Genomic DNA, 13,586 nt, shown 5'->3' on the forward strand with positions numbered 1-13,586 from the left:
GGGTTATGGCGCCGGACGGGGCTGCAGCTGTTCGAGTTTCGCCAGCGCTTCCTTTTTGTGCGGCATCCGGGGCGATGCCTCCACGGCCCGCAGCAGCAGCCGGGTCTGCAAACCCAGATCTGGGTTTGCCAGCAGCGCCCGCAGCGCCGGAACGGCCCGCTCCGCGTCCACATGCAGGGCGATGTCCACAGCGGTCCGCAGCGGGCTGGAGACCAGCAGACCACCCAGGCTCACGACGTCGAACGGGCCCAGGCGCACCTCGTGGAGTGTGCACCCGCGGGCCGACCTGAGGCTGGATATCCGTCGCTTGGTGTCGACGAGCAGGGCAAGACGGTCAGGTTCGATGGCGCAGCCGTAAATCCAGGCGGCCGTCATCCGCCCCGCGACAACCCGGGTGCGGATGGCCGGGCTTATCAGGAGGGAGGCCGCACGGGCCCTGAGCCGCGGCGTGGGGCGGGTCCCCGGCGGCAGGTAGCCGCGCTGGTAGAGCTGCGTCAGCACGCCGTCCAACGCCATCGCTTGAAGTTCGGGCCAGGAGAAGAGCGCTCCGGGGGAATACAATTCAGCCGGCGGCGACAGTGCAGCCGTCAGCGGCGCTGACCCTGACCGCAACGTTGACAGTGACGGTAGAAGTGAGCCTGGGGTGGACGTGGCAGCGGGGCCGTGAACGATGACCATTCAGCCATCCTGACCCGTCCCGGAATCAGCGAACAGGCCCCGCACCGGTCATGTGGATAACCGGTGCGGGGCCCGCTTCGTAGGGCTTGGGGTCCGGCGCCTGCGGGCTAGGAGAGTTCGCTCGCTGATTTTTCGAGCTGTTCCAGCCAAGCCTCGCGGGCCTCGAGCGCTTCCTTGGCGGCCTTAATCTTGCGATCGTCGCCGGCCTTCTCCGCCTTGGCCAGGTCCTCCCGCAGCCCTGCAATGGCCGATTCAAGTTGCGTCAGCGCGCTGTTGGTGCGTGCTTTCGTCTCCGGGTTGGACCGCTTCCAGTTCTCGTCCTCGGCGTGGCGGACGCTATCTTCGATCTTCCGCAGCCCGGCTTCGACGCGTGCCATGTCGGCGCGGGGGACTTTGCCGGCCTCTTCCCAACGGTCACGGATGGACTGGAGCGCCTTTTTGGCCGCGGTGAGGTCCTTGATGGGGAGGAGCTCGTTGGCTTCCGTCAGCAGCGCCTCCTTGACCACGAGGTTTGCACCGTATTCCTGGTCGATCTCATCGTTGGCCGCCTGGCGGTGCGTAAAGAAGACGTCCTGGGCGGCACGGAACCGGGCCCACAGCGCGTCGTCGTCTTTGCGGCTGGCACGCGGCGATGCCTTCCAATCATCCATCAGGCGGCGGTATTCGCCGGCGGCAAAGCCCCAGTCGGTCGAGGAGGAGAGCGCTTCCGCCTCGGTGATCAGCTTCTCCTTAGCGGCCTTGGCTGCCGAGTTGGTGCTGTCCAGCTGGGAGAAATACGCACGGCGGTGCCGGTCAAAGACGGTACGGGCGGCGCGGAAGCGCTTCCAGAGGGTGTCCTCATTGCTGCGGCCGAGCCGGACGCCGCTCTTCTGCGCGGTCTTCCAGCCCTCGAACAGTTCGTTCATCCGGGCGCTGGATGTCTTCCACTGGATCTGGGCCGGGTCGTGGCCGGCAATCTCTTCAGCCTCGGCGACGATGGCTTCGCGGGCGGCCAACTCGGCAGCGCGGACGGCATCGTGTTCTGCCTTCTCGGACTTTTCGAGCTCGGAGATCTGCGTGGCCAGGGCGTCCAGACGGGACTCGGCGGAGCGAAGGTCGCCCACCATGTTGCGCCCGGCGAGTTGCTCGCGCAGGTGGGCCACGGTCTTGTGCATGTCCGTGGTGGGTGCCTTGGAGCTGACCCGCTGTTCCAGCAGGACAATCTGCGCGACGACGTCATCGTACTTGCGGGCGAAGTAACCCAGTGCCTCGTCGTCGCTGACGTCCGGGTACTGCCCGACAGGGTGCTCGGCACCGTCGAGGGTCAGGAACACGTGGCCGTCGCCTTCGACCCGGCCCCATCGTGCGGCCTCGGCCAGTGAAGCAGCGGAGGAAACGGTAGCCGGTGCTGCCGGTGCTGCCGGTGCGGGTTTCGCCTTCGGCCGTGCCGCAAACGCTGCCGGTGACGGCGCGGGGCGCGGGGCCGGGGGAGCCGCGGGCTCAGAGGCGGTATCCGCGGCTTCGGCGGCGGCGGGTGCGGCTTCGCCGGCGTGGGTGGAAGCGGGAGCCCCCGTTGCGGCGACAGCCGCGGCGGCCTGCGCCTCTGGTGCCGTCTCCGTCACCGTAGCCGGGGTTGTGGCATCTGCCTGCGCCGTGCCCGGGCCTGTGGCTGGTTCTGCGAACCCAGCTCCGGCCTGCGTTTCGTTGGCAGCTGCTGCTGACACTGTTTCGTCGGATTTCTGACTGTCTGTCACCGCTAGAAGTCTTTCGCTTGGAGGGAAATACCGGGGCCGGTGCCACGAGGGCGACGGCTGGTTACTTCAGAGAGAACGAGTCTATCGTGACTGGTTCCGCCGGGGCGCCGTCTGTGGGGCTGTCACCTGGTTTTAGTCCGGCGGCCGCGATTGTGGTCACAACATCCAGGCCCGAGGTCAGTTTCCCGACCACGGAGTATCCGCCCGCGGCATCGGCGGGAATGACGGTGTCCTTATACACGATGAAAAACTGCGTGCCGTTGCCGTAGGCGTTTCCACCGGTCCTTGCCACGGCAATGGTTCCGGCAGGGTAGGTGTTGTCCTGCGGCGTGTTTTCCAGCGGGCCCCACGTGTAGTTGGCGTCGCCGCTTCCGTCGCCGGCTTTGGACCCGCACTGCAGGACGCCGAACGTTTCGCCAGTGGTGAGCCGGTGGCAGCTCAGCCCGGAATAGAAGTTCTGGTCCGCGAGGGACTTGAAGACGGCGGCTGCCTGGGGCGCCTTGGTGCCGTCCAGCTCGATGCCGAGGGTGCCGCTGTTGAGCTTCAGTTCGCCGGTGAACGTCTGGCCGGCCGCTGTTTCAGGCTTGGGGATGTTGTCGGCATTACCGGCGGAGGCCGACGGCGTGGCGGACGGGGTGGTAAGTCCGGCCTGGGCTGCGGCGTATTCGTCCTCACTGGGATTGGCGGCGAAAACTGTCAGCTGCAGGACCAGTGCAACGACGAGCGCGGCGACTCCGGCGCCGACGGCAAGTACGTTGTCGCGCTTGCGCCGTTTGTCCTGCTCCTTGCGCAGCTCGCGCTTTGCCTCCATCTGCTGGACGCGCCGCTTCGCTTCGCGGGCGCTCCGTGAACTGGCCGCCAAAAGTCCTCCTGGGTTTAGGGCCGAACCTGCGCAGGCGCCGTGGCGCTGCGCGGGTTCAACGGTAAAACTGCAGGCAATCGCGCCGTATACCGCCGCATTAGAAGATGCGGGCGCGGAAAGCATAAACTGACTGCCGCACACAGTTTATGCATGACCGGCCTGTCTGCCGCCCATCTGATCCCCGTTTCGGACGCCCGTTTCAGCCCCACCGCGGCGCAGAACACCTCGGCCGGTTATTACCTGAGGAGAAAATCCACCATGGCACGCACCGCCTCCCTGTCCGGATTCCCCGAGTGGCTTCCCGAGGAGCGGATGGTGGAGCTGCATGTGTTGGACACCCTGCGCAGGGTTTTCGAACTGCATGGTTTTTCCTCCATTGAAACCCGGGCCGTGGAGACTGTGGGGCAGCTGCTGCGAAAGGGTGAGATCGACAAAGAGGTCTATGGGCTGAGCCGTTTGCAGGACGATGAGGGGGCTCCGGCGCCGGACGGTGCCACTTCACACCGAAGCGATCCGCACGCCCTGGCCCTGCACTTTGATCTCACGGTGCCGTTCGCCCGGTACGTCGTCGAAAACGCCGGCTACCTTGCGTTTCCGTTCCGCCGGTACCAGATCCAGAAGGTCTGGCGCGGCGAGCGACCGCAGGAAGGCCGAGCACGGGAATTTACCCAGGCGGATATCGACATCGTGGGCGACGGTAATTTGCCGTTCCGGTACGACGTCGAGATTGCGCTGGTGATCGCGGAGGCCCTCAGTGCCCTGCCGATCCCGGATTTCCTGCTCCGGATCAACAACCGCAAGCTGGCCGAGGGCTTCTACGACGGCATCGGCCTCACCGACACCGCAGGGGTGCTGCGCAGCATCGATAAGCTCGAGAAGATCGGCGCCGCCAAGGTCGCCGAGCTGCTCCGGTCCGAGCTGGGAGCCACCGTGGAGCAGGCCCAGTTAGCGCTCAAGCTGGCTTCGATCCGCACCGGGGACACGTCCTTCGTGGCGCAGGTCCGCGCTCTCGGAGTCAGCAATGAGCTCCTCGAAGAGGGCCTGGCCGAGCTGGAACAGGTCATCGCGGCCGCCGTCCAGCGCGCCCCCGGCAAGGTTGTCGCGGACCTCAGCATCGCCCGCGGCCTGGACTACTACACCGGCACCGTGGTGGAAACTGTCCTGGTGGGCCACGAACAGCTCGGCTCCATCTGCTCCGGCGGGCGCTACGACGCTCTCGCCAGCAAGGGCAACCGGACGTTCCCCGGCGTTGGACTCTCCATCGGCGTAACCCGGCTGGTGTCCCGAATCCTCAGCCAGGATCTCGCCAAAGCCACCCGGTCGGTGCCCACCGCCGTGCTGGTGGCGCTCAGCAGCGATGACAGCTGGGGGGCTGCGCAGGACGTTGCCGCGGAGCTGCGCGGCCGGGGAATCGCCACCGAAGTGGCGGTCAAGGCGGAGAAGTTCGGCAAGCAAATCAAATTTGCAGACCGCCGCGGTATCCCCTTCGTCTGGTTCACCGACGACGAGGGCAAACACCAGGTCAAGGACATCCGCTCCGGTGAGCAGGTCGACGCCGATCCGGCCAGCTGGGCTCCAGCAGCCGAGGACCTGCACGTCCGGATCCTGAAGGCCTAGGCAGCGGCTTTCCGGAGCCGCCGCCGCAGCGCCAGGACGCGCCCGGCAGCACCGGCGCCGAGCACCGCCGCCATCCCCAGCACCGAGGCCGGCGGGAGCGTCACGGCCAGCAGCAGGCAGCCGAGGAAGCCCACGGCATTGAGCCAGCGCGGGGCGTGCCCGGGGCGCTCGGCGAGGGTGAACGCTGCGGCATTCGTCACCGCGTAGTAGACCAGCACTCCGAAGCTCGAGTACCCCACCACCGTGAGCACGTTGGTGGTCAGCAGCAGCACAATGACGGCCGCGGCGACGGCCAGTTCGGCCAGGAACGGGACCGGGTGCGTGCCGCCCACCCGGGCGAGCGGAGCCGGCAGGTCACCTTCCCGGGCCATGGCCATGGTGGTCCGGCCCACCCCCGTGATCAGTGCCAGCAGCGCGCCGAGACAAGCTGCTGCGGCGCCCGCCTGGACGAGCGGGGCGCCGGCGCTGAGCCGGGAGCCGGCCACAGCGTCAAGCAAGGGCGCCGTGGAGCCGGCAAGTTGCCCGTCCGGCAGGTGCCGGGCCAGCAGCAGGGCCAGCCCAAGATAGATGATGAACGCAGCGGCCAGCGCCGCAAAAATGGCCCGCGGAATGGTGCGGGCCGGGTCTTTGACCTCCTCGCCCAGCGTCGCAATCCGGGCATAGCCGGCGAAGGCAAAGAACATCAGCCCGGCCGCCGGCAGCACGCCCCAGCCGCCGCCTGCCGTGGCAGCGCCGGCGGCAGGGTCCGCTGCCGGATGCGGGCCCAGGAGTGCGGCGGCGGCCACAAACGCCAGTGTGGTGAGCACCGCACCCAGCAGGATCCGGGTCAGTAGTGCCGTGCGGGTGATGCCCAGCAGGTTCACCCCCGTCAGGACCGCCACCGCGGCCACCGCCAGCGGCGTCGCGAACTCCGGCGCCGCATAGTGTCCGAACGTCAACGCCATCGCCGCGCAGGACGCCGTCTTGCCGGTCACAAACCCCCAGCCAGCGATGAAGCCCGGCCATTCGCCCAGCCGGTTCCGCCCGTAGACATAGCTTCCGCCGCTGGCCGGGTACACGGCGGCCAATTGCGCCGAGGCCACCGCGTTGCAGTAGGCGATCACACCGGCCAGCGCCACAGCGGCCGCCAGCAGTGGACCGGCCAGCGCAGCCGCCGGTGCAAAAACCACAAAGACGCCGGCGCCCAGCATCGAGCCGAGGCCGATCGCTGTCGAATCGAGCACGCCCAACCGGCGCTGTAGGGGCTGGGGCGTCTGCCGGTCCGGGGACGGCTTCATCTGGCGGCGGCTTGCCATGGCGGGAGGGGCCTTTCCAACGGGTAAACTCGTACGGGATCGTTCCTGTTAGCGATCCTAGTGAACATGATTTTTGATTTCCCTCTGTCTTCTTCAGAAAGGCGTGCTGTGCTGCGCACACATGACCTCGGATCCCTTCGCTCCGAGCACATTGGACAAACCGTAACCCTCGCCGGCTGGGTCGGCCGGCGTCGTGACCACGGTGGTGTTGCCTTCGTTGACCTGCGTGACGCTTCGGGCGTATCCCAGGTGGTTGTTCGTGAAGAGGAAGTCTTCCACGGCCTGCGCAACGAATACGTGCTGCAGGTTACCGGCACTGTCGCCCGGCGCCCCGAGGGCAACGAGAACTCCGCGCTGGCCACCGGCGAGATCGAGGTGATGGCCGAGAAGGTCACCATCCTCAACACTTCCGAGCCGCTGCCGTTCCAGATCGATGAGCATGTTGAAGTCGGCGAGGAAGCCCGCCTCAAGCACCGCTACCTGGATCTGCGCCGCCCCGGCCCCGCACGCAACATGCGCTTGCGCTCGGAGGCGAACCGGGTGGCCCGCGAACTTCTCCACCAGGACGGCTACGTCGAGATCGAAACCCCGACGCTGACACGCTCGACGCCGGAAGGTGCCCGCGACTTTGTGGTCCCCGCTCGCCTGGCACCGGGTTCCTGGTACGCGCTGCCGCAGTCTCCGCAGCTCTTCAAACAGCTCCTGCAGGTGGGCGGTTTTGAGAAGTATTACCAGATCGCCCGTTGCTACCGGGACGAGGACTTCCGCGCGGACCGCCAGCCGGAGTTCACCCAGCTGGACATCGAAGCCAGCTTCGTTGACCAGGACGACATCATTGGCCTCGGCGAAAACATCGTTAGGGCGCTGTGGAAGCTGATCGGCGTCGAGATCCCGACGCCGATCCAGCGCATCACCTACCACGACGCCATGGCCCGCTACGGTTCGGACAAGCCGGATCTGCGTTTTGGCCTGGAGCTTACCGAGCTCACCGAATTCTTCAAGGACACAAACTTCGGCGTCTTCAAGGCGCCCTATGTCGGGGCCGTCGTTATGCCCGGCGGCGCCTCCCAGGCCCGCCGCGCCCTCGATGCCTGGCAGGAATGGGCCAAGCAGCGCGGCGCCAAGGGCCTGGCCTACGTCTTGTTCAAGGAAGACGGCGAACTCGCTGGCCCCGTGGCCAAGAACCTCACCGATACCGAGCGTGCAGGCCTGGCCGCGGCCGTCGGCGCCACACCCGGGGACTGCATCTTCTTCGCCGCCGGTGAGAAGACGCCTTCCCGTGCCCTGCTGGGCGCCGCCCGCGTCGAGATTGGCCACCGCACCGGCCTCATCAACCCGAGCGACTGGGCCTTCTGCTGGGTTGTGGACGCGCCGATGTTCGAGCCCGCCGCGGCGGCCGTCGCGTCCGGTGATGTCGCCGTCGGAGCCGGCCAGTGGACTGCCGTGCACCACGCATTCACCTCGCCCAAGCCCGAATTCATGGACACGTTCGACAAGGATCCAGAGTCCGCGCTCTCTTACGCCTACGACATTGTCTGCAACGGCAACGAAATCGGCGGCGGCTCCATCCGTATCCACCAGAGCGAGGTCCAGGAACGGGTCTTCGAGCTTATGGGCCTGGACAAGGCGGATGCCCAGACTAAATTCGGTTTCCTGCTCGAAGGCTTTAAGTTCGGCGCTCCTCCGCACGGCGGCATTGCGTTCGGCTGGGACCGGGTGGTTGCCCTGCTGGCAGGCGTCGAGTCCATCCGCGACGTCATCGCGTTTCCCAAGTCCGGGGGCGGCTATGACCCGCTGACCCAGGCGCCCGCCCCGATCACGGCCCAGCAGCGCAAGGAAGCCGGCGTGGATTTCAAGCCTGAGGCCAAGAAGGCCGACGGCACCAAGCAATCTGACGCCGGCAGCAGCCAAGGCCATGGAACCGGCAGCGATGACCGGCCTTGACGCGCTGATGGATGCCGCGTGGCCGCCGGTTGAGCGGGAAGAGTCCGGCGGCTGGGTTCTCCGCGCGGCCGCCGGAGTGACGCAACGGGCAAACTCGGTGTGGCCCCGGGAGCCCGGCCCGGACTCCGGGGATCAACTCGCACTGCTCCGGGCGGCACGCCTCTGGTACCGAAACCGCCGGTTGCCGCTGATCTTTCAGGTCTTCGAGGACCCTCGCGTCGAAAGGCTGAGCGCCTTGCTGGACGCCGAAGGCTTTACCCGGCAGTCCGAAACCCTGGTGCTGGTCCGGGACGGTGCAACCGAGTCGCCGGACGATGCCGGCGACGTCGAAATTTCTGCGGTGCCTTCGGCGGAGTGGCTGCGGCTGTGGTGGGGCGTGGACGGCCGCGGCGATGACTCTGCCCTGGCTGTCGCCCGCGGGATCCTCGAGGGCTGTCCCTCGCTGTACGCCCTTGTCCGGGACGACGGCGGCCAACCGGCCGCCGTCGGACGTCTCGCACTTCCCGGTGGTGCCGGCGCGCGGGGCGGGCTGTATTGCATGGCGACGCGTCCGGACGTCCGGCGGCGCGGCTATGCGGCCAGGATCCTGCGGGCGCTGCTGCGCGCCGGTGACGCACGGGCCCTGGCGGGATACTGGCTGCTGGTGACGGTGGCCAACGCCGGGGCCCGCGAATTCTACGCCCGCGAAGGTTTCCGGCCGGCGGGCCGATACCTCTACCGGCAGGAACGGCCAAGGCGGCACTTGACCGGCTGCTGAGTCGGTCCACGAGTCGGCCGTGACTGGGGTTGTGTGTGGCAAGCTTGGAGGGGCGGTTCGGGAGAAACGCCGGAGCTGACTTGCGCGCGAACCGAACCTTTTGGAGCCCTCACCGATGCCCAGTATCACAAAGCTCTCCGGTATCCTCGCGGCCGGAGCAAATCTGACAGTGGACGGCGCCCTCGCTACCGAGCTTGAAGCTCGAGGCTGCCAGCTGCACGATGCGCTGTGGTCCGCCAAAGTCCTGCTGGAGGAACCGGATGTTGTCAGGCGCGTACACCTTGACTATTTTCGCTCCGGAGCCTCGGTCGCGATCACCGCGAGTTACCAGGCCACCCCGCAGGGATTTGCGCAGCGCGGCATCAGCGCGGATACCGCCCTGGAGCTGATTGCCTTGAGCGTGCGCCTGGCTGACGAAGCGCGCCGCGAGTACCTGTCCGAAAGCTCCGTCCCCCGGCCCCTGCTGGTTGCCGGATCGGTCGGACCTTATGGCGCATACCTCGCGGACGGGTCGGAATACCGCGGCGACTACAGCCTCAGCGGAGAAGAGTTTTTGGAGTTTCACCGGCCGCGAATCGCGGCGCTGGTGGACGCCGGAGCGGACGTTCTTGCGTGTGAGACGTTGCCGTCCCTGCCGGAAGCGGCGGCCTTGTTGACACTGATCAAAGAGTACGACGTCGAAGCCTGGCTCTCCTTTACGCTGCGGGACGGTGGGCACATCAGCGACGGTACGCCGCTGGCGCAGGTGGCGGCGCTGGTTGCGGAGCAGCCGCTCGCAGCGGCGATCGGGGTGAACTGTGTGCCCCTTGAGCTGGTCTCCCCGGCCCTGCGTGCCCTGGGTAAAGTCACCGACATGCCGCTGATTGCCTACCCGAATTCGGGCGAACGCTACGACCCGGTCTCCAAAACCTGGGGGCCGGCAGCGGACGGTCCGGCCGGCCCCGGCAGCAAACCACCCGCTGGACTTGCGGGGGGAACACCAATTTGGCGTGAACTTGGTGCCCGGCTCATTGGCGGGTGCTGTCGAACCACCCCGCGGGATATTGCCGCGGTGGCCAAACTCTCACGAAGTGCCCGGACGGAAGCGTCCGGCCGCTAGGAACACCCCTGCCGGTCCGGCACAGCAAACGCAGCCCCGGCCCGCTGCACAGCACAGAAAAACGGCTTCTGCGCTGTGCAGCCCCCAATAAAGCGGTGCCTCGGAGGCACCGGCTTCCATGCATCCCATTGTGTCCCGGATAATTGCCTTGGGCAAGCACTAGGTGCCGGAGCGTGGGAGGGCCGGCACACACGTCAGCTACGGAACGGGCCTAAGGCCGCTGACCGGAAGTCTTTTGCGCGGGCGGGAATGCTCAGCTGCCGGCTCCCGCACTTAGTGCCTGGCCACCCGCACTTACTGCCGGACCAGCGGAAGCAAAAGCTTCATCGTGGTACCTGCCGGTCCGCTCCGGGCAACTTCGACGGTTCCGCCGGCCGCCGCGGCGATTTCGCGGACCAATGCCAGGCCGATGCCGAAGCTTCGCCGGCCCTGGGGCGCAGCCGGGGCGGCGGTCCTGACGAAGCGGTCAAAGATCCTGGCCTGGTCCACGCCCGTGATTCCGGGCCCTGTATCCGCCACGTACACTGCCGCCTGGTTGCGCTCGACGGCTGTGCTGATGGTGATGCTCCCGCCGGGCGGGGTGTGGGCGAGGGCATTTTCCGCGAGCGCAAGCACGGCCCGGCGCAGCGGGCTCGGGTCAATGCGCGCTTCCGGCCGCCCGGAGTCGGAGAATGTGAGCCGGATATCCTGTTGGGCCGCAATGTCCTGCAGGCTCTCAGCAACGGATCCGGCGACGTCGGCCAGATCCGTCGGTTCACCCGTGGGATCCGGTGCTGCTCCGGTTGCAGCCACAAGGAGCTCGTTGACGATGCCCGTCAGCGTTCCCGTGTCGGCACGGATCCGGCCCAGGGCCCGGCCCGTTGTGGAATCCGGCTCAGCATCACGCTGGGCGAGCTGTATCCGCGCGTCCAGGATGGCCAAGGGCGTACGCAGTTCGTGGCTGGCATCCTGGACGAACTGGCGTTGGAGGGCCAGTGCTTCCCCCAAGGGACGGATGGCGCTGCGCGCACTGAGCCACCCGACCACGCCGGCCAGAACAACGCCGGTCACCCCCGCGATGATCATCGCCTCGATGAGGTCCTTGGAATCGAGATAAGTGTAGGCCTTGCCCGCGGGGGAGGTGCCCGGAAGATCCGGGTTGGCCAGCTTATTCATCAGATATACCGTCGCGGCAGCGAGGAGGCACAGGACCAGCACACCGCAGGCGGCGCTGATCCGCACGGCGACCCTCAGCGAAGCCCGGCGAAGGGTGTCCCGGTCCGCTTCGCCGGGGACGGAGCGGCCGTTCATAAGGCATCGCCGATCTGGTAGCCGACGCCGTGGACTGTGCGGACGATCGACCTAGCGACTTTTCGCCGGAGGTGGTGGACGTAGGTGTCGATCACGCCCGGCTGGTCGGTGGGCTGGAAATGCCCGGAAAGCAGTTCGTCCCGCGTGAAGACCCTGTCCGGCTCGACTGCCAGGGCAGCCAGCAACTCAGCTTCCTTTGCCGTCAGGGACACCCGTGTCCCGTACACCGAGCGCACGGAACGCGATGCCGGATCGAGTTCCCAGTTGCCGATGCTTAGCGGCGCCAGGGGTGGCGCGAAAGTGCGCGTTAAGGCCCGCAGGCGCGCCCCGAGTTCACCGGCGTCGAACGGTTTGGTCAGGTAGTCATTGGCTCCCGCGTCCAGGCCCCTGACCTTTTCTTCGGCGGCCCCGAGAGCCGTGAGGATAAGCATCGGCGTCGATACCCCCTTGGCCCGCAGCGCTCCGATCAGGGCGATACCGTCCATCAGCGGCAAGCCGCGGTCGATCACCATCACGTCCCAGTCCTGGGTCAGCCCCTGATGCAGACCCTCCTGGCCGTTGGTGGCCAGCCTGACATGGTAGTCCGGTTCCAGCAGTTCGGCGATGAGCGGTCCCAGCACAATGTCATCCTCCACCAGCAGCAGGGACGGCGGACCGAATGGGGTTCTCATGTCAGCTATTGTCCTGCGAAATACGCTGCGCCGGGGGCCGGTCTGTCTCCAGGCTGCCGGGACCGGGCCGGGTTTCGGCCGCGGGGCCGCGGTTCCGGCGCCGTCGCTTAACGAACTCGACCACCCACGGCAGGACCGAAACGAGGACCATCAGCACTGCAATGACGTCGATGTTCTTGGCGATGACCTCAAAGTGCCCCAGCCATGTTCCCAGCAGCGTGACGGAAGCGGCCCAAGCCAGCGCCCCGGAGATGTTCCAGAGCGTAAAGGACTTGTAGCCGTAACGGGCGATGCCGGCGCTCAGGGGTGCAAACGTCCGGACCATGGGCACAAAGCGGGCCAGCACAACTGCGGCGCCGCCGTGGCGTCGGAAGAAATCCTCGGCGGTGGTCAGGTGCGCTGTCTTAAGGATCCGGGCATCGTCCTTGAACCACCGGCGGCCGAAGGTGCGTCCGATCATGTAGCCAACCTGGTCGCCGGCGATGGCAGCTGCCGTGACAACGCCGATCAGCACCGGCAGCGACAACTGCAATTGCTGGTGCAGGAGGCCGGCCGTGAACAGCAGTGAATCTCCGGGCAAAAACGGGAAAAGCACCCCGGATTCGATGAAGACCAGCAGCGAGATGACGCCGAGCGCCGCCGGACCCAGACCCTGGAGGAGGCTGGCGGGGTCCAGCAGTGAGCGAAGATCAATCGAGGGGGCCACTGTGTGGACAAGCCCGGAGGCGTATATGACGTACATGGTCAGTTCCTTAGGCTTGGGATGATCGGAGTGCGGCGGGGGCCGTCACGCGGTCCAGGAGGGGCACGGCGAAACGGTTCCACAGTCCGGACAGCAGCACCACGGCCGCACTGGCCGCGAGGAATGACGCCACCACGTCGGTGGGGTAGTGGACTCCGATATACAGCCGCGACCACGCCACCACGAGGGCCAGTGCCGCCGCGGCGAAGGCTGTCGCCTTGGCCCAGCGGGTTCCGCGGACCAGGAAGTACACGGCAAATCCCAGCGCCACCGCAAAGGACACGTGCCCGCTCGGGAAACTGTTGGAGCCGGTTTCGGGGGAGAGTGGATCGGCCAGCAGCGCCGGATTGGGACGTTGCCGGGCGATGATGAGCTTAAACAAGCCACTTGCCACCCAACCGGAGGATGCAAAGATGCCGAACGCAATGGCTTTTACCAGGGAACGCCTGATCACCCAAAGGTAGAGTGCAGCGGCGGCAACGAATGCGACTCCGGCCGCCGGGCCGAACACCAGGTTCAGGGTCATAGCGAGGCCGGTCAGGATTGCGGCGTGGTGTTGGCTGAGGTCCTGGTCAACGCCCAGTTCAGCCGCCGTACCACCGGGTAACAGCTGTGCCGTTGCGCCCAGGGCGATGACCGCCGCGGACAGCAGGATGCCCCATAACAGCCAATGACGGGGCTGGGGGATGGCCCAGGTCTGCGGGCCGGCAGCTGCCTTTAGTCCGGCAGAATCACGGGGCGCCGTAACGCTGCCAGCATGGGCGGGTCCAGTCATGGGGTCCTCCGGTCGGGTCGAGGGCGCTGTCCGGCGCACGCTCCAACTTTCCCGCAGGGCCTTTAAGAAACGCTTAAGAAGTGCCGGGGCCTGCGCGGAGCCGTTCCTGCAGGAACACGCTCG

At 66.9% G+C, this 13,586-nt stretch carries 12 protein-coding genes; 4 read left to right on the forward strand and 8 right to left on the reverse strand.

Annotated elements, in window-relative coordinates:
- Positions 1–3 precede the first annotated feature (3 nt).
- The 3 genes from QK287_RS14835 to QK287_RS14845 form a co-directional block, all read right to left on the reverse strand.
- A complete protein-coding gene (locus QK287_RS14835; RefSeq protein ID WP_226775107.1) occupies positions 4–516 on the reverse strand; it encodes a type IV toxin-antitoxin system AbiEi family antitoxin in 513 nt (170 codons plus the stop codon).
- Positions 517–785: 269 nt separating this feature from the next.
- A complete protein-coding gene (locus QK287_RS14840) occupies positions 786–2,411 on the reverse strand; it encodes a DUF349 domain-containing protein (protein ID WP_282360592.1) in 1,626 nt (541 codons plus the stop codon).
- A 61-nt stretch (positions 2,412–2,472) separates the two neighbouring features.
- Positions 2,473–3,273 (reverse strand): peptidylprolyl isomerase, encoded by an 801-nt coding sequence (locus QK287_RS14845; protein ID WP_226775109.1) that lies wholly within the window; start codon positions 3,271–3,273, stop codon positions 2,473–2,475.
- Positions 3,274–3,531: 258 nt separating this feature from the next.
- Here QK287_RS14845 and hisS point away from each other — a divergent pair, with 258 nt between their 5' ends.
- Positions 3,532–4,890: a histidine--tRNA ligase gene (gene hisS, locus QK287_RS14850; protein WP_282360640.1), complete on the forward strand. Its 1,359-nt coding sequence runs from the start codon at positions 3,532–3,534 to the stop codon at positions 4,888–4,890.
- On the opposite strand, the gene QK287_RS14855 is transcribed toward hisS, so the two are convergent.
- Positions 4,887–6,185, reverse strand: coding sequence for an APC family permease (locus QK287_RS14855; RefSeq protein WP_226775110.1), 1,299 nt, complete (start codon positions 6,183–6,185; stop codon positions 4,887–4,889). The two genes, hisS and QK287_RS14855, sit on opposite strands and share 4 nt — an antisense overlap.
- Positions 6,186–6,293: 108 nt before the next feature.
- Between QK287_RS14855 and aspS the strand changes: the two genes are divergently transcribed.
- The 3 genes from aspS to mmuM all read left to right on the forward strand — a co-directional run bounded on the left by aspS (position 6,294) and on the right by mmuM (position 9,985).
- Complete coding sequence (aspS, locus tag QK287_RS14860) at positions 6,294–8,129, forward strand: aspartate--tRNA ligase (protein WP_282360593.1); 1,836 nt, start codon at positions 6,294–6,296, stop codon at positions 8,127–8,129.
- Entirely contained in the window at positions 8,116–8,886 is a 771-nt protein-coding gene (locus QK287_RS14865) for a GNAT family N-acetyltransferase (RefSeq protein ID WP_348774716.1), read from the forward strand. Before aspS ends, QK287_RS14865 begins: the two co-directional genes overlap by 14 nt.
- 115 nt (positions 8,887–9,001) lie before the next feature.
- Positions 9,002–9,985 (forward strand): homocysteine S-methyltransferase, encoded by a 984-nt coding sequence (gene mmuM, locus QK287_RS14870; RefSeq protein WP_282360595.1) that lies wholly within the window; start codon positions 9,002–9,004, stop codon positions 9,983–9,985.
- Between the two features lie 294 nt (positions 9,986–10,279).
- Here the strand turns inward: mmuM and QK287_RS14875 are convergent, their stop codons facing one another.
- The 4 genes from QK287_RS14875 to QK287_RS14890 are packed head-to-tail and all read right to left on the reverse strand — an operon-like array spanning position 10,280 to position 13,463.
- The gene (locus tag QK287_RS14875) at positions 10,280–11,275 is read right to left on the reverse strand and encodes a HAMP domain-containing sensor histidine kinase (RefSeq protein ID WP_282360597.1); all 996 of its coding nucleotides are present in this window, start codon (positions 11,273–11,275) and stop codon (positions 10,280–10,282) included.
- Positions 11,272–11,946, reverse strand: coding sequence for a response regulator transcription factor (locus QK287_RS14880; protein WP_253032672.1), 675 nt, complete (start codon positions 11,944–11,946; stop codon positions 11,272–11,274). Before QK287_RS14880 ends, QK287_RS14875 begins: the two co-directional genes overlap by 4 nt.
- 1 nt (position 11,947) lies before the next feature.
- The gene (locus QK287_RS14885; RefSeq protein WP_226775114.1) at positions 11,948–12,688 is read right to left on the reverse strand and encodes a VTT domain-containing protein; all 741 of its coding nucleotides are present in this window, start codon (positions 12,686–12,688) and stop codon (positions 11,948–11,950) included.
- Positions 12,689–12,698: 10 nt separating this feature from the next.
- On the reverse strand, positions 12,699–13,463 hold the full coding sequence (locus tag QK287_RS14890) for a phosphatase PAP2 family protein (protein ID WP_282360598.1): 765 nt from the start codon (positions 13,461–13,463) through the stop codon (positions 12,699–12,701).
- Between the last annotated feature and the right edge of the window lie 123 nt (positions 13,464–13,586).

Source organism: Arthrobacter sp. AL05 (assembly GCF_029960715.1).
In the GTDB taxonomy this organism is placed as follows: domain Bacteria; phylum Actinomycetota; class Actinomycetes; order Actinomycetales; family Micrococcaceae; genus Arthrobacter.